This window comes from Variovorax sp. PBL-H6 (assembly GCF_901827155.1).
GTDB lineage: Bacteria > Pseudomonadota > Gammaproteobacteria > Burkholderiales > Burkholderiaceae_C > Variovorax.
In genome coordinates this window covers 4,065,688-4,092,369 of the sequence record NZ_LR594659.1, presented here as the reverse complement: position 1 = coordinate 4,092,369, position 26,682 = coordinate 4,065,688, and the positions used below count along the sequence as shown (strand labels likewise).

The 26,682-nt window shown below is 66.9% G+C and carries 20 protein-coding genes; 12 read left to right on the top strand and 8 right to left on the bottom strand.

The window, feature by feature from the left end:
- Positions 1 to 2: 2 nt before the first annotated feature.
- From G3W89_RS19360 to G3W89_RS19345, 4 genes are all read right to left on the bottom strand, one after another.
- Complete coding sequence (locus G3W89_RS19360) at positions 3 to 2,063, bottom strand: M3 family metallopeptidase (protein WP_162575704.1); 2,061 nt, start codon at positions 2,061 to 2,063, stop codon at positions 3 to 5.
- A 34-nt stretch (positions 2,064 to 2,097) separates the two neighbouring features.
- Positions 2,098 to 2,943 (bottom strand): bifunctional methylenetetrahydrofolate dehydrogenase/methenyltetrahydrofolate cyclohydrolase FolD, encoded by an 846-nt coding sequence (folD, locus tag G3W89_RS19355; RefSeq protein WP_162575703.1) that lies wholly within the window; start codon positions 2,941 to 2,943, stop codon positions 2,098 to 2,100.
- A gap of 76 nt (positions 2,944 to 3,019) precedes the next feature.
- Positions 3,020 to 3,649, bottom strand: coding sequence for a response regulator transcription factor (locus G3W89_RS19350; RefSeq protein ID WP_068672826.1), 630 nt, complete (start codon positions 3,647 to 3,649; stop codon positions 3,020 to 3,022).
- Positions 3,646 to 6,189 (bottom strand): PAS domain-containing sensor histidine kinase, encoded by a 2,544-nt coding sequence (locus G3W89_RS19345; RefSeq protein WP_162575702.1) that lies wholly within the window; start codon positions 6,187 to 6,189, stop codon positions 3,646 to 3,648. Before G3W89_RS19345 ends, G3W89_RS19350 begins: the two co-directional genes overlap by 4 nt.
- 227 nt (positions 6,190 to 6,416) lie before the next feature.
- Between G3W89_RS19345 and aceE the strand changes: the two genes are divergently transcribed.
- The 3 genes from aceE to lpdA are packed head-to-tail and all read left to right on the top strand — an operon-like array spanning position 6,417 to position 12,696.
- Positions 6,417 to 9,143: a pyruvate dehydrogenase (acetyl-transferring), homodimeric type gene (gene aceE / locus G3W89_RS19340; protein ID WP_162575701.1), complete on the top strand. Its 2,727-nt coding sequence runs from the start codon at positions 6,417 to 6,419 to the stop codon at positions 9,141 to 9,143.
- Positions 9,144 to 9,194: 51 nt separating this feature from the next.
- On the top strand, positions 9,195 to 10,862 hold the full coding sequence (gene aceF, locus G3W89_RS19335) for a dihydrolipoyllysine-residue acetyltransferase (protein ID WP_162575700.1): 1,668 nt from the start codon (positions 9,195 to 9,197) through the stop codon (positions 10,860 to 10,862).
- Positions 10,863 to 10,872: 10 nt separating this feature from the next.
- A complete protein-coding gene (gene lpdA, locus G3W89_RS19330; RefSeq protein ID WP_162575699.1) occupies positions 10,873 to 12,696 on the top strand; it encodes a dihydrolipoyl dehydrogenase in 1,824 nt (607 codons plus the stop codon).
- Positions 12,697 to 12,764: 68 nt separating this feature from the next.
- On the opposite strand, the gene G3W89_RS19325 is transcribed toward lpdA, so the two are convergent.
- Complete coding sequence (locus G3W89_RS19325; RefSeq protein ID WP_162575698.1) at positions 12,765 to 13,322, bottom strand: C40 family peptidase; 558 nt, start codon at positions 13,320 to 13,322, stop codon at positions 12,765 to 12,767.
- A 225-nt stretch (positions 13,323 to 13,547) separates the two neighbouring features.
- On the opposite strand from G3W89_RS19325, the gene G3W89_RS19320 reads away from it, so the two are divergent.
- Both G3W89_RS19320 and G3W89_RS19315 read left to right on the top strand, forming a co-directional pair.
- The gene (locus tag G3W89_RS19320; protein WP_162575697.1) at positions 13,548 to 14,660 is read left to right on the top strand and encodes a PQQ-dependent sugar dehydrogenase; all 1,113 of its coding nucleotides are present in this window, start codon (positions 13,548 to 13,550) and stop codon (positions 14,658 to 14,660) included.
- A gap of 150 nt (positions 14,661 to 14,810) precedes the next feature.
- On the top strand, positions 14,811 to 15,413 hold the full coding sequence (locus tag G3W89_RS19315) for an isochorismatase family protein (RefSeq protein WP_162575696.1): 603 nt from the start codon (positions 14,811 to 14,813) through the stop codon (positions 15,411 to 15,413).
- On the opposite strand, the gene G3W89_RS19310 is transcribed toward G3W89_RS19315, so the two are convergent.
- Positions 15,410 to 16,525: a 3-deoxy-7-phosphoheptulonate synthase gene (locus tag G3W89_RS19310; RefSeq protein ID WP_162575695.1), complete on the bottom strand. Its 1,116-nt coding sequence runs from the start codon at positions 16,523 to 16,525 to the stop codon at positions 15,410 to 15,412. The two genes, G3W89_RS19315 and G3W89_RS19310, sit on opposite strands and share 4 nt — an antisense overlap.
- Positions 16,526 to 16,633: 108 nt before the next feature.
- On the opposite strand from G3W89_RS19310, the gene G3W89_RS19305 reads away from it, so the two are divergent.
- Positions 16,634 to 17,665, top strand: a complete 1,032-nt coding sequence (locus G3W89_RS19305; RefSeq protein WP_162575694.1) for an isocitrate/isopropylmalate dehydrogenase family protein — start codon at positions 16,634 to 16,636, stop codon at positions 17,663 to 17,665.
- Positions 17,666 to 17,686: 21 nt separating this feature from the next.
- On the opposite strand, the gene G3W89_RS19300 is transcribed toward G3W89_RS19305, so the two are convergent.
- Positions 17,687 to 18,304 (bottom strand): retroviral-like aspartic protease family protein, encoded by a 618-nt coding sequence (locus G3W89_RS19300; RefSeq protein WP_162575693.1) that lies wholly within the window; start codon positions 18,302 to 18,304, stop codon positions 17,687 to 17,689.
- A gap of 181 nt (positions 18,305 to 18,485) precedes the next feature.
- Between G3W89_RS19300 and G3W89_RS19295 the strand changes: the two genes are divergently transcribed.
- From G3W89_RS19295 to G3W89_RS19275, 5 genes are all read left to right on the top strand, one after another.
- A complete protein-coding gene (locus G3W89_RS19295; RefSeq protein WP_162575692.1) occupies positions 18,486 to 19,187 on the top strand; it encodes a DUF3348 domain-containing protein in 702 nt (233 codons plus the stop codon).
- Positions 19,184 to 21,274 carry a DUF802 domain-containing protein gene (locus G3W89_RS19290; RefSeq protein ID WP_162575691.1) on the top strand — a complete coding sequence of 697 codons (2,091 nt, stop codon included), beginning with the start codon at positions 19,184 to 19,186 and terminating at the stop codon, positions 21,272 to 21,274. The genes G3W89_RS19295 and G3W89_RS19290 overlap by 4 nt, the downstream gene beginning before the upstream one ends.
- Entirely contained in the window at positions 21,274 to 21,921 is a 648-nt protein-coding gene (locus G3W89_RS19285; protein WP_162575690.1) for an OmpA family protein, read from the top strand. The genes G3W89_RS19290 and G3W89_RS19285 overlap by 1 nt, the downstream gene beginning before the upstream one ends.
- Positions 21,922 to 21,964: 43 nt before the next feature.
- Positions 21,965 to 22,606, top strand: coding sequence for a DUF2894 domain-containing protein (locus G3W89_RS19280; RefSeq protein ID WP_162575689.1), 642 nt, complete (start codon positions 21,965 to 21,967; stop codon positions 22,604 to 22,606).
- A 74-nt stretch (positions 22,607 to 22,680) separates the two neighbouring features.
- Complete coding sequence (locus G3W89_RS19275) at positions 22,681 to 23,433, top strand: alpha/beta fold hydrolase (RefSeq protein ID WP_162575688.1); 753 nt, start codon at positions 22,681 to 22,683, stop codon at positions 23,431 to 23,433.
- A gap of 43 nt (positions 23,434 to 23,476) precedes the next feature.
- Here G3W89_RS19275 and hmpA read toward each other — a convergent pair whose 3' ends face one another.
- Complete coding sequence (gene hmpA, locus G3W89_RS19270; RefSeq protein WP_162575687.1) at positions 23,477 to 24,661, bottom strand: NO-inducible flavohemoprotein; 1,185 nt, start codon at positions 24,659 to 24,661, stop codon at positions 23,477 to 23,479.
- A gap of 146 nt (positions 24,662 to 24,807) precedes the next feature.
- Between hmpA and norR the strand changes: the two genes are divergently transcribed.
- Positions 24,808 to 26,439: a nitric oxide reductase transcriptional regulator NorR gene (norR, locus tag G3W89_RS19265; RefSeq protein WP_162575686.1), complete on the top strand. Its 1,632-nt coding sequence runs from the start codon at positions 24,808 to 24,810 to the stop codon at positions 26,437 to 26,439.
- Positions 26,440 to 26,682: the final 243 nt, after the last annotated feature.

Here is a 26,682-nt window from a genome sequence, read left to right as displayed (position 1 = left end):
GATCAGGCCGGCTGGGCCACGGTCATCCCCTGGTGGCGCAGCAGCGCGTCGAGCTGCGGCTCGCGGCCGCGGAAGGCCTTGAAAGACTCCATCGCGGTGCGGCTGCCTCCAGCCTCGAGGATCGCCTTGCGGTAGCGACGGCCGGTCTCGATGCTCGGCTCGCCATTGGCGCCAGCGGTTTCCTCGAAGGCCGCATAGGCGTCGGCGCTCAGCACCTCGGCCCATTTGTAGCTGTAGTAGCCTGCCGCATAGCCGCCCGAGAAGATGTGGCTGAAGGTGTTTGGCGTGCGGCTGAAGGGCGGCGATGGCATCACCGCGACCTCGGCGCGCACCTTGGCGAGCAGTGCCATCACGTCGCCCGGCTTCGCGGTGGCCGCGTCGTACTCGGTGTGCAGCAGCATGTCGAACAGCGAGAACTCGATCTGTCGCAGCGTCTGCAGCCCGCTCTGGAAGTTCTTGGCCGCGATCATCTTGTCGAACAGCGTGCGCGGCAGCGGCTCGCCGGTGTCGACGTGCGCGGTCATGTGCGCGAGCACCTCCCACTCCCAGCAGAAGTTCTCCATGAACTGGCTGGGGAGTTCCACGGCATCCCATTCCACGCCGCTGATGCCGGAAACGTCGCGCTCGTTCACCTGCGTGAGCATGTGGTGCAGCCCGTGGCCGAACTCGTGGAACAGCGTGGTCACGTCGTCGTGCGTGAGCAGCGGCGGCTTGCCGTCGACGCCTTCGGCGAAGTTGCAGACCAGCTGCGCCACCGGCGTCTGCAGCGATCCGGTGTCGGGGCGCAGCCAGCGGGCACGCACGTCGTCCATCCAGGCGCCGCCGCGCTTGGCGGCGCGGGCGGACGGATCGAGGTAGAACTGGCCGACGATCTGCGGACCTTCCGAGGTTTGACGCTCGATGCGGTAGAACTCGACGCTGCGATGCCACACCGGCGCGCTGTCGCGGCGGATCGAGACCTCGAACAAGGTTTCGACGATCTTGAACAAGCCAGCCATCACCTTCGGTGCCGGGAAATACTGCTTGACCTCTTGTTCGCTGAAGGCGTAGCGCGCTTCCTTGAGCTTCTCGCCGATGTAGCTCCAGTCCCAAGGCTGCGGATCGTCGATGGACAGCTGCTGCGAGGCGAAGACCCGCAGGTCGGCCAGGTCGCGCTCGCCGAAAGGCCGGGCCTTGGTTGCGAGGTCGCGCAGGAACTTGATGACCTGATCGGCCGACTCGGCCATCTTCGGCACGATCGAGAGCTCGCCGAAATTCGGGTAGCCCAGGAGCTTTGCCTCCTCCTGGCGCAGCGCGAGGATCTCGCGAATCAGCCCGGTGTTGTCGAGCGCCGGATCGCCGAACTCGCTCGCCCGCGTGACGTAGGCGCGGTACAGCTTCTCGCGAAGTGCACTGCTCTTGGCGAACTGCATGACCGGCAGATACGAGGGCATCTTCAGCGTCAGCTTGTAGCCCTCCTTGCCTTCGGCTTCCGCCGCCGTGCGCGCGGCGCTGATCACATCCTCGGGCAGTCCGTCGAGCTCTCCGAGCTTTGCGTAATAGGCAAAGGCATCTGTGGCGTCCAGCGCGTTCTCGCTGAACTTCTGGCTCAGCTCGGCCTGGCGTTCCTGGATCTCGGCGAAGCGCTTCCTGGCCTCTCCTTGCAGCTCGGCGCCACCAAGCACGAAGTTGCGCACCGCGTTGCGATGCGCCTGGCGCTGCTCCGCATTCAGCGTCGTCGGGTCGATGGCCTTGTACTTGGCGTAGAGCCGCTCATCCGAGCCCAGGCGCGTCCAGAAGGCTGTGACGCGGGGCATGGCCTCGTTGTAGGCGACCCGCAGCTCGGCCGTATCGGCGACGGCGTTGAGATGCCCCACGGCGCCCCAGGCGCGGCTGAAGCGTTCCGAAGCGACATCCAGCACCTTCGCGATCGCGTTCCAGTCGGACGGGAACTCGGGCGCCGTGACCGTTTGCAGGGCGGCCTCGGCGTCGGCCAGCAGCACATCTACTGCGGGGGCGACATGCTTCGGCCTGATCTGATCGAACAACGGGAGATCCTGAAAGTCGAGGAGCGGATTGGTCATGGTCTGAAGCAGGTGGCGGTCGGTTCGAGAGAGTTCAAGTGCGCTCGGCTGCTTCGAGCGTGTTGACGAGCAGCATCGCGCGGGTCATCGGGCCGACGCCGCCCGGCACCGGCGTGATCCAGCCCGCCACTTCGCGCACGGCCGCGAAGTCGACGTCGCCGCAGAGTTTGCCTTCGTCGTTGCGGTTCATGCCCACGTCGATGATCACAGCGCCTGGTTTGACCATGTCCGCCGTGAGCACATTGCGCTTGCCGACCGCTGCGACCACCACATCCGCCTGCCGCGTGAAGGCACCGAGGTCTGGCGTGGCGCTGTGGCAGATGGTGACGGTGGCGCTCTTGGCCAGCAGCATCAGCGCCATCGGCTTGCCCACGATGTTGCTGCGGCCGATCACCACCGCGTGCTTGCCCCGCAGCTCGTAGCCGATGGATTCCAGCATCTTCATGCAGCCGTAGGGCGTGCAGGGCCAGAAGCCCGGCTGGCCAGTCACCAGCGCTCCGGCGCTGGCGACGTGGAAGCCGTCCACGTCCTTGGCGGGGGAGATCGATTCGATGACGCGGGCCGCGTCGATGTGCCTGGGCAGCGGCAATTGCACCAGGATGCCGTGGATGGCCGGGTCCTTGTTGAGCGCATCGATACGCGCGAGCAGGTCGGCTTCGGACAGCGTGGCCGGATGACGCTCCAGCACCGAATGCAGGCCCGCTTCCTCGCTATCCTTGACCTTGTGGCGCACGTAGACCTGGCTGGCCGGGTCCTCGCCCACCAGGATCACCGCAAGCCCCGGGGTGACGCCCCGCGCCTTGAGCGCTTGCACACGGCGCGAAACATCGGCCCGGGTGCGGGCCGCCAGCGCATTGCCGTCGATCAATTGAGCTGTCATCGTTTTCGATTCTCCAAGTAAAAACGCCCGCTTGCGCAGGCGTTCGATCTGATTGTGGCTATGGTTGCGATGGCCGTCAGGCTTTGGCCGGCGCCGCCTGGCCCAGGGCAATCTTGAGCAGGTCCGCCACGGTGTTGGCGTTGAGCTTTTCCATGATGTTGGCGCGATGCGCCTCGACCGTCTTGATGCTGATGCCCAGGTCGTCGGCGATCTGCTTGTTGAGCCGCCCGGCGACGATGCGCTCCAGCACCTGGGCTTCGCGGCCGGTCAGCTTGGACAGCAGTGCGTCGCGGCTGGCCGACTGCTGGTGTTGCGCGAAGGCGCCGCGCGCGTGTTCGAGCATGCGTTCGACCAGCGCCACCAGGGCCTCGTCGTTGAAGGGCTTCTGGATGAAGTCCATCGCACCCTTCTTCATGCTGTCGACCGCCATCGGGACATCGCCGTGGCCGGTGATGACGACGATGGGAAGCGGCGAGCGCCGCTCGATCAGCCGGTCCTGCAACTCGATGCCCGACATGCCGGCCATGCGGATGTCGACGATGAGGCAGGCGACCTCGCGGGGGTCGTAGCGCGAGAGGAAGGACTCTGCCGAATCGAAGCAGCGAACGCGGTAGTCCTTGCCTTCGAGCAGCCATTGCAACGAGTCGCGGACTGCTTCGTCGTCGTCGACGACATAGACCGTGCCCTTCTTCGGAATCAGACTCATGCGGGTACTTTCGCCTCGTTGCTTGCTACGGAATCAATAGCGTCCAACACCGGAATCCAGAAGGAAAAACGGCATCCGACCACGTCCGGGCCATTGTAGATGTTCTCCGCGCGCATCCGGCCGCGGTGCGACTCGACGATGGTGCGGCAAAGGTTGAGCCCGATGCCCATGCCTTCCGGCTTGGTGGAGAAGAAGGCCTCGTAGAGCCGGTCCATCACTTCCGGCGCCAGGCCCGTGCCGGTGTCCTGTACCGAGAACTCGATGGCGTTCTGGCCCTCGATGACCTTGGGCAGCACGCGCAGCTCGACGCTGCGGCGCGCCAGCGGCCGTTCGGCCAGGTCGATGGACTCGGCCGCGTTCTTCAGCAGGTTCACCATCACCTGCTCGATCAGGATCGGATCGACCCGCACCACCGGCAGCCGCGCAGCCACATAGTGGTTGAGGCGCACGTTGCGGCGCCTGAGCTCGATGCCCGCGAGCTCGACCGCCTCGCTCACCATGGTCGAGACCTCGGCCGGCGTGCGATTGGGCTCGCTGCGCTTCACGAAGGAGCGGATGCGCTGGATGATCTGGCCGGCGCGCTGCGCCTGCTTGGAGGTCTTGTCCAGCGCCGCGAGCAGGGCGTCCGAATCGATCTGCTGGCCGCGGATGCGCGACATCATCCCGTTGCAGTAATTGGTGATCGCGGTCAGCGGCTGGTTGAGCTCGTGGGCCACGCTTGACGCCATCTCGCCCATCGTGATGAGGCGGCTGGCAGCCTGCGCCCGGTCGGCCTGTGCGGCCGACAGGTCTTCGGCCATCCGGCGCGGCGTGATGTCGGTCGCGATCACCAGCTGCGCCAGGCGGCCATCGACCCAGGTCAGGTAGCGCGAGCGCACCTCAAGCCACTTGCCCAGCTCGGGCACGAAGATCTCGTTGTTGGCCGGCTGCGCCGCGGTCAACTGGTCGATCGGCAGTCCCGCGAACGGATCGACATCGTCGAGCGCATCGTCGTGTGCGTGCGAGGCCGGCACGCCGGCCTGCGCCACCATGCCCAGGTGACCCACGGTGTCGGAGCCGAACCAGAGCCGGTACAGCTTGTTGGCGAACAACAGCTCTTCGCTGCCGAGCGGCGCCACCGAGACCGACGCGTCCAGCGCTTCGAGCACGGTCGTGAAGCGTTCGTATGACGCCGAGAGCTGCTCGCGGATGCGCGTCGGTTCGGTGATGTCGGTCATCGACGTCATCCAGCCGGTCTGATGGCCGCGCGCGTCGATCAGCGGCGAGACGTAGAGGCGGGCGTTGAAGACCGTCCCGTTCTTGCGCTTGACGCGCACCTGGAAGCCGCCAGGCAAGGCGCGGCCGTGCAGCTCTTCCTCGAGCCGCTCGTTCATGATTTCGCGGTCGGATTCCAGCCAGTAGGGGAAGGGCGGCGTCTGGCCGACCAGCTCGCTTTCGTCCCAGCCCGTCATTGCGCAGAAGGCGGCATTGACGTAGGTGATGCGGCCCTCGAGATCGAGCACGCGCATGCCGGTGAGCATGGAGTTTTCCATGGCGCGCCGGAAGTTGGTCTCGGCCACCAGCGCCTGCTGGGCCTGCAGCCGCCGCCGCGTGTGGCGCCAGGTGCCGATCAGCATCCAGCTCGTGAGCACGCTGAGCGCGCCGACCAGCCAGAACAGCCCGTTGCCGACCACGCCCTGCGACGTGCGATAGGCCTGCGCCCGCAGCACCAGCGCATTGCCCACCGGCGACACCGGCACCTCGTATTCGTTGGTCTGCTCGGTCCAGGGCAGGAGGCGGGCCTCGGCCTCCCGGGGACTGGCGACGGTGTTGCCGGCGATCAACCCGCCCTTGGCGTCGAGCAGCGACACCGCATAGCGCGCCGAGACTTCCGAGGGCATGCCGTAGCGCAGGATGCCGTCGATCGAGAACTCGCCCAGCACTTCGCCCGCGAACAGCCCCTGGTCGAAGAAGGGGATGTGCAACTGCAGCATCGCCGTCGGATCGCCGCCCGCCACCGGTTGCGAGAACACCGGCTGGCGCAGCTCGCGCGCCAGTGCGTAGTTGCTTTCGATGTCGCCGGGCCGCAGCACGTCGCCCACCGCGTGCTGCTGCACCGGATGGACGCTGGGCGCCGCATAGCCGGACTTGAAGCGGCGGCGGTCGTCGATCCAGCTGATGGCCTGCAGCTCGGGGAATTGGCTGACCAGCGACTCTGCCCGGCTCGTGAACTCGGTCGCGTCGATCTCGCGGTTGGACGCATCGCGCGCAAGCCGCATCAGTTGCTCCTGCCGCTCGAGCAGGCGCAGGCGCACCCGCTGCTGGGCGTACTCGACGTCGCGCTTCACCGACTCCTGCTCGCGTTCCAACTCCTCCGCCCGGAGGTACCAGAAGGCCGCGACGATCGCGGCCAGGAACAGCAGCACCGCCGCCAGCGGCGCCAGCATCGCCACCGCGTCCTGCAGCACCGGCGTTTGCCGGCGCCACCAGCGCCGCCACCAGGACAGCGGCGATGCCTTGACGGCGCTGCGCGCCACCGCGATCGGGGAGGAGAAGGGCATCGCGCGAGTGTAGGGGAAGGCCCTCGACGGGCCTCGGGTGTGTTCCAGTGACATGGCTTGGAATGGGGCCGGAAGCGTTCGATTCTGCATTTATGAAATTCGATGAATTTCATATTAAGAAATCGATACGCATCATTTGAAATTGCGATATTTCTGTGAGAAACTCCCGCGCGCTGCCGGATCCGGCACTAAATTACCCAGCCACACCCCTCAAAAAGGAGACAAGCATGTCGGCAATTCCCGAGAACCGGTTCGGTTCCGCTGCGAACGACACTGACGCCCAGGAAACCCGCGAGTGGATGGACGCCCTGTCCGCCGTGATCGAGAGCGAGGGGCCCGATCGCGCGCACTTCCTGCTCGAGCAACTGCTGGAGCACGCGCGCCAGAGCAGCATCGACAAACCCTTCTCTGCCAACACCGCGTACGTCAACACCATCGAGCCCGACCAGGAAGAGCGCTGCCCGGGCAACCTCGAGATCGAGGAGCGCCTGCGCGCCTACATGCGCTGGAACGCGATGGCCATGGTCGTCAAGGCGAACCGCCACCATCCGCCCGAGGGAGGTGACCTGGGTGGCCACATCGGCTCCTTCGCCTCGCTGGCCAACATGTTCGGGGCCGGATTCAACCACTTCTGGCATGCCGAGAGCGAGAACCACGGCGGCGATTGCCTGTACATCCAGGGCCACGTCTCGCCCGGCATCTATGCGCGCGCCTACCTCGAAGGCCGCCTCAACGAGGAGCAACTGCTCAACTTCCGCCAGGAGGTCGACGGCAAGGGCCTGTCGAGCTACCCCCATCCGAAGCTGATGCCCGAGTTCTGGCAGTTCCCCACCGTCTCGATGGGCCTCGGCCCGCTGATGGCGATCTACCAGGCCCGCTTCCTCAAGTACCTGCATGCGCGCGGCATCGCCAATACCGAGAACCGCAAGGTCTGGGTGTTCTGCGGCGACGGCGAGATGGACGAGGTCGAGTCGCTGGGCGCCATCAGCCTGGCGGCCCGCGAGCGCCTGGACAACCTGATCTTCGTCATCAACTGCAACCTTCAGCGCCTCGATGGCCCGGTGCGCGGCAACGGCAAGATCATCCAGGAACTGGAAGGCGAGTTCCGCGGCTCTGGCTGGAACGTGGTCAAGCTGATCTGGGGCAGCAGCTGGGACACGCTGCTGGCGCGCGACAAGGAAGGCGCGCTGCGCAAGATCATGATGGAGACGAACGACGGCGACTACCAGTCGTTCAAGGCCAACGACGGCGCCTATGTGCGCAAGCACTTCTTCGGCCGTGATCCGCGCACGCTGGAGATGGTCGCCAAGATGAGCGACGACGAGATCTGGAACCTGCGCCGGGGCGGCCACGATTCGCAGAAGGTCTATGCGGCGTTCGCGGCGGCCGTGAAGCACACCGGTCAACCGACCGTACTGCTGATCAAGACCGTCAAGGGCTTCGGCATGGGCAAGATCGGCGAGGGCAAGAACACGGTCCACCAGACCAAGAAGCTCGGCGAAGAGGACATCAAGACCTTCCGCGACCGCTTCAACATCCCGATCCCCGACAGCCAGATCGCCGACCTGCCTTTCTACAAGCCGGCCGACGACACGCCGGAGATGAAGTACCTGCACGAGCGCCGCAAGGCGCTGGGCGGCTACCTCCCGCATCGGCGCACCAAGGCCGACGAGAGCTTCACCGTGCCTTCGCTCGACGTCTTCAAGGCGGTGCTCGAGCCCACGGCCGAGGGTCGCGAGATCTCCACCACCCAAGCCTACGTTCGCTTCCTCACGCAGCTGCTGCGTGACAAGGCGCTGGGCCCGCGCGTGGTGCCGATCCTGGTCGACGAGGCGCGCACCTTCGGCATGGAAGGCCTCTTCCGCCAGATCGGCATCTACAACCCCGATGGCCAGCAGTACACCCCGGTCGACAAGGACCAGGTCATGTACTACAAGGAGGACAAGGCGGGCCAGATCCTGCAGGAAGGCATCAACGAGGCGGGCGGCATGTCGAGCTGGATCGCGGCGGCCACCTCGTACAGCACCAACAATCGCATCATGGTGCCCTTCTACGTGTACTACTCGATGTTCGGCTTCCAGCGCATCGGCGACCTGGCCTGGGCCGCCGGCGACATGCAGGCACGCGGCTTCCTGCTGGGCGGCACCTCGGGGCGCACCACGCTCAACGGCGAGGGCCTGCAGCACGAGGACGGCCACAGCCACATCCTCGCCAACACGATTCCGAACTGCGTCAGCTACGACCCGACCTTTGCGCACGAGGTCGGCGTGATCCTGCACCACGGCCTGAAGCGCATGGTCGAGAAGCAGGACAACGTCTACTACTACCTCACGCTGCTCAACGAGAACTACACGATGCCCGGCCTGCAGCCCGGCACCGAGGAGCAGATCATCAAGGGCATGTACCTGTGCAAGCAGGCACCAGCGGTCAAGGCTGCCAAGGGCAAGGAAGCGCCGTCCGTGCAACTGCTCGGCAGCGGCACCATCCTGCGCGAGAGCATCGCGGCGCAGCAACTGCTCGCAGAGGACTGGGGCGTGGCCGCGTCGGTGTGGAGCTGCCCGAGCTTCAACGAGCTCACACGCGACGGCCAGGATGCCGACCGCTGGAACCTGCTGCATCCGGCCGAGACGCCGCGCGTGCCCTTCGTGACGGAGCAACTGTCCAAGACGGCGGGACCGGTCGTCGCGTCGACCGACTACATGAAGGCCTATGCCGAGCAGATTCGGCCTTTCATCCCGAAGAGCCGCAGCTACCGCGTGCTGGGCACCGACGGCTTCGGCCGCAGCGACTTCCGCAACAAGCTGCGCGAGCACTTCGAGGTCAATCGCCACTACATCGTGCTGGCCGCCCTCAAGGCGCTGGCCGACGACGGCGCCGTGCCCGCCTCCAAGGCTGAGGAAGCGATCAAGAAGTACGGCATCAACGCCGACAAGATCAATCCGCTCTACGCGTAGACCACAAGCAACAAGCAACAACCATCTGCGCCTCTGGGCGGGAGACACGACATGGCAACAGTGGAAGTGAAGGTGCCGGACATCGGCGATTTCGACGAGGTCGCGGTGATCGAAGTGCTGGTGAAGGTCGGCGACGCGGTGAAGCCCGAGCAGTCGCTCATCACAGTGGAGTCGGACAAGGCCTCGATGGAGATTCCATCGAGCGCAGCCGGCGTGGTGAAGGAACTCAAGGTGGGCGTGGGCAGCAAGGTCCGCGAAGGCTCGGTCGTGCTGGTGCTGGAAGGCGAGGGCGCTGCGGCTGCCTCCGCGCCGGCAGCCGCACCCGCGCCGGCGGCACCGGCGCCGGCCGCCGCTGCGCCCGCGCCGGCCCCGGCGGCTCCCACGGCTTCCGGGCCTGTGGAAGTCAAGGTGCCGGACATCGGCGACTTCAAGGATGTCGCTGTCATCGAGGTGCTGGTGAAACCCGGCGACACGATCACGGAAGAGCAGTCGCTGATCACGGTCGAGTCGGACAAGGCGTCCATGGAGATCCCGTCGTCCGCGGCCGGCGTGCTGAAGGAGCTCAAGGTCAAGGTCGGCGACAAGGTCAATGTGGGTGATCTGCTCGCGATCCTCGAAGGTTCCGCGGGCGCCACCGCGCCCGCAGCTTCGACCCCGGCCCCGACATCGGCATCGGCGCCGGCGAGCGCACCGGCGAGCGCGCAGGCCGCGGCACCTTCCGCGGCACAAGCCTCCTCGCCCGCTCCTGCAACGGCCGCCCCCCACGACCCGACCGTGGCGCCCAGCGGGAAGCTCCCTCATGCTTCACCTTCGGTGCGCAAGTTCGCCCGCGAACTCGGCGTGCCGCTCGAAGAGGTCAAGGGCAGCGGTCTCAAGGGCCGCATCACGCAGGAGGACGTGCAGAACTTCACCCGCAGTGTGATGAGCGGCGCCGCCAGCACCAAGGCCGCAGGCGCCAAGGCGCCCGCGGGCGGCAGCGGCGAAGCGCTGGGTCTCCTGCCCTGGCCCAAGGTCGACTTCACCAAGTTCGGCCAGGTCGAGCGCAAGGACCTGTCGCGCATCAAGAAGATCAGCGGCGCCAACCTGCACCGCAACTGGGTCATGATCCCGCACGTCACCAACAACGACGAGGCGGACATCACCGAGCTCGAGGCTTTCCGCGTCTCGACCAACAAGGAGAACGAGAAGTCCGGCATCAAGGTGACCATGCTGGCCTTCGTGATCAAGGCCGTCGTCTCGGCGCTGAAGAAGTTCCCCGAGTTCAACACCAGCCTCGACGGCGACCAGCTCGTCTACAAGCAGTATTTCCACATCGGCTTCGCGGCCGACACGCCCAACGGGCTCGTCGTTCCGGTGCTCCGGGACGCCGACAAGAAGGGCGTGCTGCAGATCAGCCAGGAAATGGGCGAGCTCGCCAAGAAGGCACGCGACGGCAAGCTGGGCGCGGCCGACATGACGGGCGGCTGCTTCTCCATCAGTTCGCTGGGTGGCATCGGCGGCACGCATTTCACGCCGATCATCAATGCGCCGGAGGTCGCGATCCTGGGCCTCTCCAAGAGCGCGATGAAGCCGGTGTGGGACGGCAAGCAGTTCGTGCCGCGGCTCACTCTGCCGCTGTCGCTGTCCTACGACCATCGCGTGATCGACGGCGCCTTGGCGGCGCGCTTCAACGCCTACCTCGGTCAGGTCCTCGCGGACTTCCGCCGTGTCCTTCTCTGAGGTATCGACCATGAGCGAAGTGCAAGTCAAGGTTCCGGACATCGGCGATTTCGCAGAGGTCGCGGTCATCGAGGTGCTCGTCAAGGCGGGCGACACCATCAAGGTCGAGCAGTCGCTGATCACCGTGGAGTCCGACAAGGCCTCGATGGAGATCCCGTCCTCGCATGCCGGCGTCGTCAAGTCGGTGGCGGTGAAGGTGGGCGACAAGGTGGGCGAAGGCTCCGTCGTGCTGACGGTGGATGCGGCTGAAGCGGGCGCTGCCGTGGCGGCACCCGCGCCCACTGCACCTGCACCTGCGCCGGCCGCACCGGCGCCCAAGGCCGCGGCGGCTGCGCTGGCGCCGGCACCTGTCGGCAGCTATTCCGGCGCGGTCGACCTCGAATGCGACCTGCTGGTGCTGGGCGCCGGCCCCGGCGGCTATTCGGCAGCTTTCCGAGCCGCGGATCTCGGGCTCAAGGTGGTGCTGGTCGAGCGCTACGCAACCCTCGGCGGCGTCTGCCTCAACGTCGGCTGCATTCCTTCGAAGGCGCTCCTTCACGTGGCGGCGGTGATGGACGAGGTCAAGCATTTCGCCGACTTCGGCGTTGCCTACAACGACCCCGTCATCGACCGCGCCAAGCTCCTTGCGCGCAAGAACAAGGTGGTCGGCAAGCTCACCGGCGGCCTGGCGGCAATGGCCAAGATGCGCAAGGTGACCACCGTGCGCGGCATCGGCGAGTTCGTCGATCCGTATCACGTCAAGGTGCAGGAAACCTCCGGCGACGGCAAGGACGCGAGCGGCAGCGCGAAGACCGTCAAGTTCCGCCACTGCATCATTGCGGCCGGCTCGCAGGCGGTGCATCTGCCCTTCATGCCCAAGGACCCCCGCGTCGTCGACTCCACCGGCGCGCTGGAGCTGGGCGTCGAGCCCAAGCGCATGCTGATCCTCGGCGGCGGAATCATCGGCCTCGAGATGGGTTCCGTGTATTCGACGCTCGGTGCGCGGCTCGACGTGGTCGAGATGCTCGACGGGCTGATGACCGGCGCCGACCGGGACCTGGTGAAGGTCTGGCAGAAGCTCAATGCGCCGCGCTTCGACAACATCATGCTCAAGACCAGGACCGTTGGCGCGGAGGCGACCAAGGACGGCATCCGCGTGATGTTCGAAGGCGAGCAGGCGCCGAAGGAGCCGCAGCTCTACGACTTGGTGCTCCAGGCGGTGGGCCGCAGCCCCAACGGCAGGAAGATCGGCGCCGAGAAGGCCGGCGTGGCTGTCAGCGACCGCGGCTTCATCCCGGTGGACATCCAGATGCGCACCAACGTGCCGCACATCTTCGCCGTGGGTGACATCGTGGGCCAGCCCATGCTGGAGCACAAGGCGGTGCACGAGGCGCATGTAGCGGCGGAGGTGATCGCCGGCGAGCAGAAGGGCGACAAGGAACTCGCGAGCGCGGCCTTCAACGCGCGCGTGATTCCGAGCGTGGCGTATACCGATCCTGAGGTGGCCTGGGTCGGCCTCACCGAAGATCAGGCCAAGGCCGAGGGTGTGAAGGTCGAGAAGGGCCTGTTCCCCTGGACCGCCTCCGGCCGCGCCATCGCCAACGGTCGCGACGAAGGCTTTACCAAGCTGCTGTTCGACAAGGAATCGCACCGCATCGTCGGCGGGGGCATCGTTGGCACGCATGCCGGCGACATGATCGGGGAAATTGCCCTGGCGATCGAGATGGGCGCTGATGCCATCGACATTGGCAAGACCATCCATCCGCATCCGACGCTGGGCGAAAGCATCGGCCTGGCGGCGGAGGCGGCGCATGGCAGCTGTACCGACCTGCCGCCGGTCAAGCGCAGCAGCTAGGCATCGCGTCCCAGCGCAGCAACAAAAAACCCGCCACTGGCGGGTTTTTGCATGGACGTCCGAGGCGCTCAGTCGCCGGTGCCGCCCTTGGCTTCGTCCTGCGTGGACAGAACGCGGCGGGCGCCACTGAAGCGGCGTTGCCAGTAGCTGCCGTTCATGCTCTCGACCCGCACTTCGGCGCCGGTCCGGGGCGCGTGGATAAATTTGCCGTCGCCAACGTAGATTCCGACATGGCTGAAGGCGCGGCGCATGGTGTTGAAGAACACCAGGTCGCCCGGCTTGAGGTCATCGCGGTCGATCTTCTGCGTGGCAGCGGCCTGCTCTTCGGCGCGGCGCGGCAGCAGGTGGCCCACCGTCTGGGTGTACATGGCGCGGACAAAGCCGCTGCAATCGAAGCCGGTTTCAGCCGTGTTGCCGCCACGGCGGTAAGGTACACCCAAGAATCCGATGGCCGTCACGACGAGGTCGGAAGTACGGGCCACCACGGTTTGCCGGACCTGGTGGAGTTGGCTGATGACGCCCTTGTCGGTCGCCATGGCCTCCAGCCCTTCGGGCGGCTCCTGTTGCGGCGTGGCGTGAGCCGCGAAGGCAATCAGGAGGCAGGCGGGTAGGAGAAATAAACGCATGGCGCGTAGGATATGGACGACAAAAAGCGATGTCAATTTCATGCGAAGTCGCGATTATGCACGTAACTCATTGTCACTCATGGACTTTTACGAGCCCGTAATTGCATGAATTGTAAAGTTCAAGTTATCACGCATAAGTTTTTACGAGGCTGTAATCCAAAAGTTTTGAATTGATGAGTTGCACTTGTACGAATTTTTTCTAGTACCGAGTTCGAAAGGGTTCCCATGTACTCGTTATTGCGAACCACGCTTCTGGCCTTCGGCTTCCTGCCTGCAGTCATTGGCACCGCAGCCGCGGCGCCTCGGCCGGAGGTGGTCGCTTCCGGCCTGCAAAACCCCTGGGGCGTGACCTTTCTTCCGTCGGGCCGTTTCCTCGTGACCGAAAAGGCGGGCCGCATGCGGGTGGTGGCGGCTGACGGGAAGCTGGGAGCGCCCCTCGCAGGACTCCCGCTCGTGGCGGCCGGTGGGCAGGGCGGCTTGCTGGACGTTCTGGCGGATTCGGATTTCGAAAAGAACCGCGGCCTCTATTTCTGCTTCTCAGAGCCCGAGGCAGGCGGCTCGGCGAACAGCACGGCGCTGGCGCGTGCGCAACTCTCGGCCGATGGCAGCCGGCTCGACGACGTGCGCATCATCTTCAGCCAGCGCCCCAAGGTCGCGAGCGGTGCCCACTTCGGCTGCCGCATCGTCGAGGCCCGGGATGGCACCCTGTTCCTGACGCTCGGCGATCGTTTCAGCCGCAAGGAAGACGCCCAGGCGCTCGACAACCACCTGGGCAAGCTGGTGCGCATCGACAAGAACGGCAAGGCGCCTGCAGACAACCCCTTCGTCGGCCGCCCCGGCGCCCTGCCCGAGATCTGGAGCTACGGACACCGCAACGGCCAGGGCGCGACACTGGCGCCGGACGGCAAGTTGTGGATGCACGAGCACGGGCCCCAGGGCGGCGACGAAATCAACGTTCCCGCGCCGGGCCGCAACTATGGATGGCCGGTGATCACCTACGGCGAGAACTACGGCGGCGGCAAGATCGGGGAGGGCCTCACGCGCAAGGACGGCATGGAGCAGCCACTGCACTACTGGGTACCCTCGATCGCGCCCTCGGGCATGGCTTTCCTGACCAGTGATCGCTACGGCGCGGCCTGGAAGGGCAACCTCTTCGTGGGTTCCCTCAAGTTCGGCTATCTCGACCGTATCGAGTTGCGCGACGGCAAGGTCGTGGCCGAGCACCGGCTGCTGGAGGGCCGAGCCCGTATCCGGGATGTCAAGCAGGGGCCGGATGGCCTGCTCTATGTCTTGACCGACGAATCCGACGGCAAGCTCATCCGCCTGCTGCCCGACTGAATCCGTTCGACAACCTGCAGCGGATGCGTCTGCCGTTGCCCGCCGCGTCACCCTTCGACGCACGCAAGGCCCGATCGGAACGCCCGCTTCAGTGGTACGGTCTGGGGCTTTCCGATCTTCTCTGCCGCTTGCCCGAAAGACCCGCTCCCCATGCTGCTCGATGCTTCGCAATCCCAACTGGTCCTGGTCGACTACCAGCAGCGGCTCATGCCCGCCATCTTCGAGGCGCAGGCCGTGCTCGCGAATGCGCTACGGCTGGGCCGCATCGCGCGCCTCCTGGATGTTCCGGTGTTCGGCACCGAGGAGAACCCGTCGAAGCTGGGTGAGAACGCGGCCGAGCTGCGTGCCCTCTGCCAGCGCACCTTGCCCAAGATGCATTTCAGCGGCGTGGAAGAAGGCCTGGCCGACTGGCTGCGCGCGCCGGCCAAGGCGCCGCAGGGCAATGCACGCAGCCTGCCGAAGCACCTGCAGAAGGCGCAGCAGCCCGCCGAGGAGCGCAACACGGTCGTGATCGCCGGCTGCGAAGCCCACGTCTGCCTGCTCCAGACGGCTTTGGATCTGCTCGAGGACGAGTTCGAGGTGTGGGTCGTGACCGACGCCTGCGGCTCCCGTACCGAACGCAACCGAGATGCCGCTTTCGACCGCCTGGCCGGCGCCGGCGCCGAGCTGGTGACCACCGAGATGGTCGGCTTCGAGTGGGTGCGCACCGCCGAGCACCCGCGCTTCAAGGACGTGCTGGCGCTGGTTCGTTAAGCCCGGCGCCGCGCCCGCACCGCCGCGGCGAGCGCCTGCAGGACCGGCACCGTCTGCGCGAAGCCGATGCATGCGTCGGTGACCGATACCCCGTGTTTCAGCGGTACGCCGGGCACCAGGTCCTGCCGGCCTTCCTCCAGGTGGCTTTCGATCATCACGCCGGCGATGCGGCGTTCGCCGCCTGCGATCTGCCCGGCCACATCGTCGGCAACCTCGACCTGGCGCCGGTGCTGCTTGCTGCTGTTGCCGTGGGAGAGATCGATCATTACCTGCTCGCGCAGGCCCAGTCCCCGCAGCACCTCGCAGGTCGCGGCCACGTCGGCGGCCGTGTAGTTCGGCGTCTTGCCGCCGCGCAGGATGACGTGGCAATCGTCATTGCCGCGGGTCTCGAAAATGGCGGCCATGCCCATCTTGGTCATGCCCATGAACGCGTGCGGCGCCCGCGCGGCGAGGATCGCGTCGGCCGCCACCTTGATGCTGCCGTCCGTGCCATTCTTGAAGCCCACCGGGCAGCTCAGCCCCGAGGCCAGCTGGCGATGGCTCTGGCTCTCCGTGGTCCGCGCCCCGATGGCGCCCCAGGCGATCAGGTCGGCGATGAACTGCGGGCTCAGCAGATCGAGGAACTCCGTGCCGGTCGGCAGGCCCATCGTCGTCAACTCCAGCAGCAGGCGCCGCGCGCGCTCGAGCCCTTCGTTGATCGCGAAGCTGCCGTCCAGATGCGGGTCGTTGATGTAGCCCTTCCAGCCCACCGTGGTGCGCGGCTTCTCGAAGTAGGTGCGCATCACGATCAGCAGGTCGCCCTGCAGCTCGTCGGCCACGGCCTTCAGCCGGTGGCCGTATTCGAGCGCCTGCTCGTGGTCGTGAATCGAGCAGGGCCCGACGACCACCACGAGCCGGTCGTCGCGGCCGTGCAGCACGTCGGCAATCGCTGCGCGGCTGGCCTCCACCAGCGCGAGCGTGTTGTCGCGCACCGGCACGCGCTCCTGGAGCAGCGCGGGCGTGATCAGGGGCCGGACGGCGCCGATGCGCACATCATCGATGCGGGTGGTGTCGAGCGTGCTGTCGCGGGAGCCGATCTCGGCATCGTGGAGGGGGTCGTCAAGTCGATTCATGGCACTGGCTGCGGCTGGCTCGAAGGTGAAGAGTCCCGGATTGTCCGCTCATAATCGTGCCGTTCGCTGCGCTCTCGCCGAGCGCATTCCCACTCCTGGAGTCACGCCATGTCCGATGTCATTCCCGCAACCCTGATCGCCGGGGACGGCATCGGCCCCGAGATCGTCGATGCGACGCTCGCCGCCCTCGACGCCCTGAAAGCGCCCTTCGCGTGGGATCGCCAGATTGCCGGGCTGGCTGGCGTGGAGCAGGCGGGCGACCCACTGCCCGCAGCCACCCTCGCCAGCATCCGCCGCACCCGCCTCGCACTCAAGGGACCACTGGAGACGCCATCCGGCGGCGGCTACCGGTCTTCCAACGTTCGGCTGCGGGAGGAGTTCGGGCTCTACGCCAACCTGCGCCCGGCACGCACCATCATCCCGGGCGGCCGTTTCGACAACATCGACCTGGTCGTCGTCCGCGAGAACCTCGAAGGGCTGTACATCGGCCACGAGCACTACATACCCATCGACGGCGATCCCCACGCGGTCGCGATGGCCACCGGCATCAACACGCGCCAGGGCAGCCGGCGCCTGCTGGAGTTCGCCTTCGACACCGCCGTCGCGACCGGGCGCAAGAAGGTCACGCTCGTGCACAAGGCCAACATCATGAAGGCGCTGACCGGCATCTTCCTGGAGACCGGCCTCGACCTGTACGAGCGCAAGTACAAGGGCAAGTTCGAGCTGGACACGGTCATCGTCGATGCCTGCGCGATGAAGCTGGTGCTCAATCCCTGGCAGTTCGACATGCTGGTCACGACCAACCTCTTCGGCGACATCCTGTCCGACCTGGTTGCGGGACTCGTGGGCGGCCTGGGCATGGCGCCCGGCGCCAACATCGGCGCCGAAGCGGCGATCTTCGAGGCCGTGCACGGCTCGGCGCCGGACATCGCCGGCAAGGGCATCGCGAACCCCACCGCCCTGCTGCTGGCTGCCGCCTTGATGCTCGACCACTGCCGGCTGCCGGACCTGGCGACGCGCCTGCGCAAGGCGATCGACGAGACGTTGAACATCGACAAGGTGCGCACCGGCGACCTGGGCGGCGGCGCCGGGACTGCGGCCTTCACCACGGCGCTGGTGAGCCGGATCGCCGGCGGCTGAGCGGGCACCGCCGCCCTGCGGCTACTTGCCGACGATCGTCAGCTCGCGGTCGTTGGCTGTCACGTCGAAGAGCGAGAGCAGTTCCGGCCCGAGCACGGCGTCCGTCGACTTGCTGCCGAGCGGGCCTACCACGATGGTCGCCTGCGGCACCCGGAAAGGTCCGAAGGTCAGGGGCACGCGCTCGATGCGGCGCGCGTCGGTGCCGGTCCCGGCGGTCTGGATGAAGGCCGGCGTACCGCCGATCAGGTTCGCCCGGGCCGCGAAGTCCTCGCTCACCGCGACACCGGCGTTGCCGGTCGAAGCGCGGTCGATCGCGAACTGCACCGGAAAGCCGTTGACCGTTCCGCGAACCCAGAACCGCCCGTCCTGGCCGACGGGAACGGTGATCGACCTCGAGCCGTCGAGCGAGATGTTCTCGCTCTTGGCCCTTGGCTGGACGCCGGTGTCGACCAGCATGCAGTCGCCGGAGCGCGCCTTCGCCGCTCCGCTGTCGGCCGGCACGTTGGTATAGGCCTTGCCGCACTTGAAGATCGGCTCTGCCGCTGCAGGCGGCAAGGCGAGAACCCCGAGCGCGATCGCCATTGCCATCTGCGTGCCGATGCGGCACAGCGCTCTTCCGGAATCAGTGGGGTCAAGCATGGCATCACCTCGCGCGAGTGAACGGGGATTCGACGATGCGCCTGTTGGCACAGGTCGGGTGTCATCCAAATCCGATGCCGGCTGAACGGTCTGCGCCAACCGATCGATGGCGCCCTGCAGTGCCTCGCGCTCCGGGGTGGCCGGACGGCCGGTGTAGACTGCGCGGTTTTTCACCGGCGGTATGGCGCAAGTCTCAAGGCGCACAGCTTTCACCGGCTCGACGCTCACTCGCTTGCTCGCCCGTCTGGCCGACATCGACGTTTCCGAGTCCAGGCATGCCTTCGCGGATCGGCTGAGCCAATGGCTCGGCTGGACGGACGCGATTTCGCTGTCCGGGGTACTGAACGGCAGTCCCGCGGTAGCGTCGGCCGGTGCTGGTGCCGCGCGCGCCAGCAGCGAGCAAGACGAATGCGTTCGCCTGCGCGGCGTGCTGGCGAAGGCCATTGCCGACGACGGCTCCCTGGCCGCCCAGAAGGAGCAACCGGGCACGGCCACCGACTTCGCGCCTTACCGCAGGCGCTATGTCGCCAGGCAGCAGACGATGGAAATGGCCATCGGCCCGTTGCGCGAGCGCCTGCGGGCGAGCCTGGCGGCGCGATCGCCGGCCATGGCGCAGCTCGCCGCCGTGGACGCGGTGATGGAGCAAGCCCTGGGCGCGCAGGAATACAGGCTGCTCTCGACGGTGCCCGGGCTGCTGGAAAAACACTTCAGGCGTTTGCGGCAGGCGCACCAGGCGGTGCCCAGCGAACCCGAGGGCGGGGCGCCGCAAGTGGCCTGGCAGGACATGTTCCGCAAGGACATGCAGGCCGTGCTGCTTGCCGAACTCGAACTTCGATTGCAACCGGTCGAGGGGCTGCTCGAAGCCCTTCGCAAGAGCTCATGAACAGATCACTTCACTACTTCGTTTTCTTCGTGGGGCTGGCAGCCGTGTGCTGGGTCGGCGCCGGGTACATCGGCACGAGTCCGCTGGCGCTGGCGATCACCGTGGTGGTTGGCGCGTTCTACCTGATCGGTGCGCTGGAACTGCAGCGCTTCCGGCAAGCTACTTCCACGCTGGAACGGGCCGTGGAGGACCTGTCCGACGCGCCGCCGAGCCTGGGCCAATGGCTCGAACGATTGCACCCGTCCTTGCGCAACGCGGTGCGCCTGCGCATCGAGGGCGAGCGTGTCGGCTTGCCGGGTCCGGCGCTCACGCCGTACCTCGCCGGGCTGCTGGTGCTGCTGGGGATGCTGGGCACCTTCCTGGGCATGGTCGTGACGCTGAACGGCACCGGCGCAGCGCTGGAGGGCGCAACCGACCTGCAGGCCATTCGCGCCTCGCTGTCCGCTCCGGTCAAGGGCCTGGGGCTGGCCTTCGGCACATCGGTGGCGGGCGTGGCAGCGTCCGCGATGCTGGGCCTGGCCTCCGCCTTGTGCCGGCGCGAGCGCCTGCAGGCCGGGCAGCTGCTCGACACCCGGATCGCGACCGCGTTGCGCCCTTGGTCGCGCGCGCATCAGCGCGAGGAGTCCATCAGCCTGCTGCAGCAACAGGTCCACGGCATGCCTCAACTGGTCGACCGGCTGCAGGCCATGATGACCATGATGGAAGGGCAGAGCCAAGCCTTGAGCGAGCGCCTGATCTCCAGCCAGGACAGCTTTCATGGCAAGGCCGAGGCCGCGTACACCGAGCTCGCTTCGTCCGTCGGCCGGTCGCTGAACGAGAGCCTCACCGAAAGCGCTCGCGTGGCCGGCGCCACCTTCCAGCCTGTCGTCGAAGCCGCCATGGCCGGGATCTCGCGCGAGGCGGCCGCGCTGCACGGCACCATCGAGCACAGCGTGCAGCGGCAGCTGGAGGGGCTGTCGACTCGGCTGGAAACCACCACCACAACAATGGCCGAGCTCTGGCAGGACGCACTCGCCGGGCACCGCCGCGATAGCGAGGCCCTGTCCCAGGATCTGCGCGGCACCTTCGACCAGTTCGCCAAGACTTTCGAGCAGCGTTCGGCGTCCTTGGTGGAGGGCGTGTCTGCGCGCCTCGAGACCACCGTCGGCAGCCTTTCGGAGAGCTGGCGCAATGCGCTCGCGCAGCAGGAGCGCGCCAGCGAGCGGCTGTCGGGCGACACGCACGAGGCTTTGACGGCGGCCGCGGCGACTTTCGAACAACACTCGGCTTCGCTGCTGCGCACCGTGGACCAGGCGCATGTGGCGCTGCAGGCGGAGGTGGCCTCGCGAGACGAGCAGCGCCTGGCAGCCTGGACGGATGCGCTTCAGGCGATGGCCGTGTCGCTCCAGCAGGAATGGCAGCAGGCAGGCGCCCGTGCCGAAGGCCAGCAGGAGGCAATCTGCACGACCCTGGCCGAGACCGCCCGCGACATCTCCGAGCGGACCGAAGCACAGGCGAGCCGCACGATCGCCGAGATCAACCAGCTCGTGCAAGCCGCCTCCGAAGCCCCGCGCGCTGCAGCCGAAGTCATCGGCGAGCTGCGTCAGAAACTGTCCGAGGGCATGGCCCGCGACAACGCGATGCTGGAGGAGCGCAGCCGTATTCTGGAAACGCTGGGGACCCTGCTCGACGCGGTGAACCATGCGTCTGCCGAGCAGCGCTCGGCCATCGACGCGCTGGTCTCCGCATCGGCGGAGCTGCTGGACCGCGTCGGCACGCGCTTCACCGAAAAGGTGGATGCCGAGGCCGGGAAGATGGCCGAGGTCACGGCCCAGCTCACCGGCAGTGCCGTCGAGGTGGCGAGCCTGGGCGAGGCCTTCGGCCTGGCCGTGCAGCTCTTCAGCCAATCGAACGACAAGCTCGTGACCCAGCTGCACCGCATCGAGGGCACGCTCGGCAAATCCATTGCGCGCAGCGACGAGCAGCTGGCCTACTACGTGGCGCAGGCGAGGGAGGTCATCGACCTGAGCATCATGTCGCAGAAGCAGATCGTCGAGGACCTGCAGCAGCTCGCCGCCAGCCGGGCAGCCGTGGGCAGCGAAGCGTGATGCACGAGGAACTCGATGCCGGCGTCGAGCCGAGCGTGCCGGTCTGGGCAGTCTTCGGCGACTTGATGGCCGGGCTGGTCGGCGCCTTCGTGCTGATACTCGTGTGTGCGCTGGGCATGCAGCTGGAACTCTCGACCCAGCTGCAGGCCGAGATCAAGAAGCGTGAGGCGCAGGCAGAGCGGCTGCAGGCTCTCGAGAAGGCCTTGGCCGTCCCGCTTGCGGCCGGCAGGGTGACGCTCAGCAATGGGCGCATCGGCATCAGCGGCAGCGTGCTGTTCGCCTCCAGCTCCGCGGAACTGCAGCCTGAGGGGCGGCACCTGCTCAGGAGCCTGAGCGCGCCGCTGACCGCCTACCTGCAGGCCCGCGACGAGGTGCTGATGGTGAGCGGCTTCACGGACGACCGGCAATTGCGTGATGGCAACCGCCGGTTTGCCGACAACTGGGAGCTCTCCGCGCAGCGTGCCTTGACCGTGACCCGTGCGCTGATCGAAGAGGGCATTCCATCGGCTTCGGTCTTCGCCGCGGCCTTCGGTTCCGAGCAAGCCGTAGCGTCCAATGCCGATGCCGACGGGCGTTCGAGGAACCGGCGTGTGGAAATGGCGCCGACGCCGCGGCAGCCCGGCGCGAGCGTGAAGCCTCGTGACTAGCGGTCGGACATCCAAAAACAGCGTGCCATCCGAGGCGTCGGTCATGGACGCGGGCGCGACGCTCGATGCCTGGCGCGAACGCGGCGATCACCGGCTCGATCCCGTGCGCTTCCGCTTCATCGAGGCGCTGGCCCGGCGCGCGGCCACCCACCAGGGCGAAGTGCGGCGCATCCTGGACGACAAGCTGCAGCAAGTGCTGGCGGCCTATGGCGAGAACGTCGAGAAGGTCCGGGGAGTGCCGGTTCCTTCTGCTCCAGCCAAGAAGGAAGACCGGCCCGATCCGAGACCGCTTGCGGGCCTGCTCGAGCACATCGCCCGGCACGCGCTGGCCCACGGGGAAGAGCCATCGCCCGGCGATGGCACGCCCACTCTCTCTGCAACGCCTCGCGAGCTGAAGACACTCGGGTATTTCAGAAGCACCTGGTCCCGCCTCAGTGCCGATCGACGGCTCACCCAGTCGCTGGCGGCGGTGCCGGAGAACGCCGGCCCGCTCAACTCGCACCAGCTCGTGCACCGCGCGCTCACCTTGATGCGTGAGCTGTCGCCCGAATATCTCCACCGGTTCATGTCGCACGTCGACACGCTGCTGTGGCTGGACGGCGCGAACGCCGGGAGTGCCGCGCCGGCCATGGACACCTCGCGCGCAGAAGGCCGCAAGAAGAGCGCGCGCGGCAAGGCCGGCTGAGTTTGCGAAGACGCAGGGCGATCCGATGGCTCGGGTAATCTCGCGCCATCGAAGATGCGACGAAGGCGGTCCACATGTACATGGAACAAGGCGGTCAAGGTCCGGACCTGCTCCTCATGCTGCACGGAATGGGCGCGACGGGGGCCGTGTGGTCGCCCATGTGCGCATCGGCCGGTGCCCGCTGGGCCGGCCGCTGGGTTGTCATGGATCTGCCGGGCCACGGGCAATCCGATCGCCAGGACACCTATGCCATCGGGCAGTACGCCGCATCTGTTGGACGCGCCGTGCTGCCGCACGTCGATCCGTTGGGCCGGCTCGTGGTGCTCGGACACTCGTTGGGCGGCGTGATCGCGCTCGCCTTGGCCTCCGGCTGGTTCGGCATCACGCCGCATCGGGTCTTCGGCGCGGGCATCAAGCTCGCGTGGAGTGACGATGAACTCCGCCGCATGGAGACTCTGGCATCCCAGCCTGCGAAGCGCTTCGCTACGGAAGAAGAGGCATGGGGCAGATACCTGAAGGTCTGCGGCCTTGCCGGGATCGCCGACGCAGCGGCACCCGTCATGGCCCGCGGCGTCCGGCGCGACACGGATGGATGGTGCCTCGCGATGGACCCTCGAGCGAATGGCGTCGGCAAGCCGCCCATGTCCGAACTGGCCGCCCTGGCTCGCTGCCCGGTCCATCTCGGCCGCGGGCGCGACGACGCATTGGTGACGATGGCGCAGACCCGCGCGCTCGATCCGGGTGCCTCGGACCTCGGCCAGCATGGCCACAACGTGATGGTCGAGGCGCCCGGGCGTGTCTGGGACTGGGTCACTTCGTACGAATGATTCGGGACGGCCATATGGTCATGGTCAAGGCCTGGCGCTGGCTCTACTCCAGCGCCGAGGCCGGCCCGAAGAACTCGTAGCGCACCTGCGTGTCCGGCACGCCCAGGGTGCGCAGCGCTGCCTTGACCTGCTGCATGAACGGCTTCGGGCCGAGCAGGTAGGCATCGACATCTGCGGTTCCGGCAGGTAGCCACTGAGACAGCGTTTGAAGATCCAGGCGGCCGACCGCATGCGGCAGTTCGGCACCGTCGTTCGCCTCGTCGTAGCAGTAGAAGCGCTTGAGTTGCGAGTGCTTCTCGGCCAAGGCCTCGATGGTGTGGCGAAAGGCGTGGACGCCACGGTTGCGCGCACAGTGGATGAAGTGCACGACGCGCGAAGTCTTCAACGCTGCATCGAGCATTGCAAGCGTCGGGGTAATGCCCACGCCTCCGCTGATCAACACCAGTGGCCGGTCGCCGGCCTGGAGCGTGAATGCGCCGGAGGGGGCGAACAACTCCACCTCGCTGCCTTCCTGCACGTGGTCATGCAGATGGCAGGAGGCGACGCCACCTTCTTCGCGCTTGACGCTGATGCGATAGGTCCTGCCGTTCGGCGCGGCGGACAGCGAGTAGTTGCGCCGGATGTCGTCGTCTCCGACGATCAGGCGGATGCCAATGTATTGGCCCGGCTGGAAGTCCATCACCGGCTGCTGGTCTGCAGGGGCAAAGTAGAAGGAGGCGATCTCGTCGCTTTCGACTTCCTTTCGCACGACCTTGAACGAGCGGCCGCCGCGCCAGCCGCCGGGGGTCTTCGCATTGCTGTCGTAGACCGACGCCTCTGCGCCGATGAGCAGGTCAGCGAGTTGGCCGTAGGCGGCAGCCCATGCTGCGATCACCTCGTCGGTGGCGATGTCCGGTCCGAGCACCTCGCGAATGGCACGCAGCAGGCATGCCCCGACCATGGGGTAGTGCTCGGGCTGCACCTGCAGCGCCACGTGCTTGTTGACGATCTGCTGCGCCAGCGGGCCCAGTGCCTCGAGCCGGTCGATATGCCTGGCGTACATCAGCACGCCGTTGGCAAGAGCTCGGGGCTGATCGCCGGATGCCTGGTGGGCCTGGTTGAAGAGGGGACGCACCTGCGGGTGCTCGCCGAGCAAGATGCGGTAGAAATGCGTGGTCAGCGCCTCGCCGCCGGTTTCGAGCAGGGGCACAGTGGCGGAGACGATCGACTTTTGTTCAGCTGTCAGCATGAGGGTCCTCGAGAGTGGAGTTGCATGCGCTCCAGTTCGCAAGGATCGTTCCAGCCCGGCGCCTCATACAAATCAAGGACTTGCCGGGTAAGGGGTTAAAACGACACGGATAGACTGATGTCAGATTGACATCGCATGAAGTCGGAATGACCAGTCACCCATTGCTCCAGGCGATCATCCCGCTCGTCGCTGACCTCGCACGCGAACTGCCGGCTACAGAGCGTTACCGCCGCCTGCTGGAGGCGCTGCGCGTGCTGTTGCCCTGCGATGCCGCGGCACTGCTGCGGCTGGAGGATGGCTGGCTCGTCCCGCTGGCGGTGGACGGGTTGAGCGGCGACACCCTGGGCAGGCGCTTCCGCGTCGAGGAGCATCCCCGCTTCGCTGCGCTGCTGGAGGCCGAAGGTCCGCTTCGATTTCCCCCTGACAGCACCTTGCCGGACCCCTACGATGGACTGGTCGAGAGCCACCGGGGACATCTGCCGGTGCACGATTGCGTGGGCTGTGCAGTCCGGTTCGACCACAAGCCATGGGGGCTCCTGACCCTCGACGATCTCGCGCCTGAACGCTTTTCCAGCCTCGATCTCGCTGTGCTGCAGTCGTTCGGCAGCCTCGCCGCCGCGACCGTCAGCGTTGCTGCGCGCATCGAGCAGCTCCACTCGCGTGCCGAGCATGAGAGCCTTCGCGCCGAAGGTTATCGACTGGCCGCAACGCCGCGCTCGCGCTCCTTGATTGGCCGCAGCCCGTCCATGCGGCAACTGCAGAAGGAAATCGAGCTCGTGGCGGCCAGCGAGCTGCCGGTCCTCATTCAAGGCGAGACCGGCGTGGGCAAGGAACTGGTTGCGGAGGCCCTGCATGCGCGCTCGGCGCGCGCATCCCGTCCGATGATCAGCCTCAACTGCGCGGCATTGCCCGATACGCTTGTAGAAAGCGAGCTCTTCGGTCACGTCAAGGGTGCGTTCACCGGCGCCATCGGCGAGCGCCCGGGCAAGTTCGAGTTGGCCGATGGCGGCACGCTGTTCCTCGACGAGGTCGGCGAGCTTGCGCTCAACGTGCAGGCCAAGCTGCTTCGCGTGCTGCAAAGCGGCCAGCTCCAGCGGCTGGGCTCCGACCGCGAGCACCGCGTCGACGTGCGGCTGATCGCCGCCAGCAACAGGAACCTGGCTGACGAGGTGAGGGAAGGTCGGCTGCGCGCGGACTTCTACCATCGGCTGAGTGTCTATCCGCTCCACGTGCCGCCTTTGCGGGAGCGCGGGCGAGACGTCCTGCTCCTGGGCGGCTTCTTTCTCGAAGAGAACCGGTCACGACTGGGCCTGGGCGGCCTGCGGCTGGACGCCGGCGCGCAGCAGGCGTTGCTGGCGCACGGCTGGCCCGGCAACGTGCGCGAGCTGGAGCACCTGCTGGGCCGCAGCGTGCTGAAGGCATTGGGCCGCCAGCCGAATCGTCCGCGCATCCTGAGCCTGACGGCTGAAGACCTCGACCTGCCGAAGACGCGGACCGAACCCGCGGTGCCGCCGGCCGAAGGGCACGCACCGGTCACGACAGCGCAGAACGTGAGCCTGCGCGAGGCCGTGGCCCAGCTCGAGCGCCGGCTTGTGACCGATACGCTGGCGCGGCATGGGTTCAACCGTGCGGCCGCGGCGCGCGCACTCGGCCTGGACCGCGCCAACCTGGCCCGGCTGGCCAAACGCCTCGGGGTGGCGGAGCTGCCTGGCAACGCCCGAGGCACAGGCCAGCGGGGCGCCAGCCGGTCTTCGGCGCCTCAGCGATCCTCGAGATAGTTGCCCGCGTCGAATACCCCCCGGTGGCGCGTCTTCGTCGAAGCTCACGCCTGCGCCCATCGCGCCCGACGCGCGGGCTCGGGATCATGCGCAGCGTCGGGATCGCGGCCTGGCTGATGCGCCGGAACACCTTGCCGTCGGGCAGCTGCCGCACGGAACGCATTCGCATGCAGGGATCGATCTCGCGGGTGCGCGCACGATCTTCATGTGGTGGGCCTGCGGCGCGCCTGGAGAACTCTCGAA

Excerpts from the sequence above, each read along its gene's own strand:
- G3W89_RS19295 (WP_162575692.1), top strand. The coding sequence starts at position 18,486 with ATGGCGCAAGTCTCAAGGCGCACAGCTTTCACCGGCTCGACGCTCACT.
- hmpA (WP_162575687.1), bottom strand. The coding sequence starts at position 24,661 with ATGCTGACAGCTGAACAAAAGTCGATCGTCTCCGCCACTGTGCCCCTG.
- G3W89_RS19280 (WP_162575689.1), top strand. The coding sequence starts at position 21,965 with ATGGACGCGGGCGCGACGCTCGATGCCTGGCGCGAACGCGGCGATCAC.
- G3W89_RS19285 (WP_162575690.1), top strand. The coding sequence starts at position 21,274 with ATGCACGAGGAACTCGATGCCGGCGTCGAGCCGAGCGTGCCGGTCTGG.
- lpdA (WP_162575699.1), top strand. The coding sequence starts at position 10,873 with ATGAGCGAAGTGCAAGTCAAGGTTCCGGACATCGGCGATTTCGCAGAG.
- G3W89_RS19300 (WP_162575693.1), bottom strand. The coding sequence starts at position 18,304 with ATGCTTGACCCCACTGATTCCGGAAGAGCGCTGTGCCGCATCGGCACG.
- G3W89_RS19325 (WP_162575698.1), bottom strand. The coding sequence starts at position 13,322 with ATGCGTTTATTTCTCCTACCCGCCTGCCTCCTGATTGCCTTCGCGGCT.
- G3W89_RS19305 (WP_162575694.1), top strand. The coding sequence starts at position 16,634 with ATGTCCGATGTCATTCCCGCAACCCTGATCGCCGGGGACGGCATCGGC.
- folD (WP_162575703.1), bottom strand. The coding sequence starts at position 2,943 with ATGACAGCTCAATTGATCGACGGCAATGCGCTGGCGGCCCGCACCCGG.
- norR (WP_162575686.1), top strand. The coding sequence starts at position 24,808 with ATGACCAGTCACCCATTGCTCCAGGCGATCATCCCGCTCGTCGCTGAC.
- G3W89_RS19345 (WP_162575702.1), bottom strand. The coding sequence starts at position 6,189 with ATGCCCTTCTCCTCCCCGATCGCGGTGGCGCGCAGCGCCGTCAAGGCA.
- G3W89_RS19350 (WP_068672826.1), bottom strand. The coding sequence starts at position 3,649 with ATGAGTCTGATTCCGAAGAAGGGCACGGTCTATGTCGTCGACGACGAC.
- G3W89_RS19310 (WP_162575695.1), bottom strand. The coding sequence starts at position 16,525 with ATGAATCGACTTGACGACCCCCTCCACGATGCCGAGATCGGCTCCCGC.
- aceE (WP_162575701.1), top strand. The coding sequence starts at position 6,417 with ATGTCGGCAATTCCCGAGAACCGGTTCGGTTCCGCTGCGAACGACACT.
- G3W89_RS19290 (WP_162575691.1), top strand. The coding sequence starts at position 19,184 with ATGAACAGATCACTTCACTACTTCGTTTTCTTCGTGGGGCTGGCAGCC.
- G3W89_RS19360 (WP_162575704.1), bottom strand. The coding sequence starts at position 2,063 with ATGACCAATCCGCTCCTCGACTTTCAGGATCTCCCGTTGTTCGATCAG.
- aceF (WP_162575700.1), top strand. The coding sequence starts at position 9,195 with ATGGCAACAGTGGAAGTGAAGGTGCCGGACATCGGCGATTTCGACGAG.
- G3W89_RS19320 (WP_162575697.1), top strand. The coding sequence starts at position 13,548 with ATGTACTCGTTATTGCGAACCACGCTTCTGGCCTTCGGCTTCCTGCCT.
- G3W89_RS19315 (WP_162575696.1), top strand. The coding sequence starts at position 14,811 with ATGCTGCTCGATGCTTCGCAATCCCAACTGGTCCTGGTCGACTACCAG.
- G3W89_RS19275 (WP_162575688.1), top strand. The coding sequence starts at position 22,681 with ATGTACATGGAACAAGGCGGTCAAGGTCCGGACCTGCTCCTCATGCTG.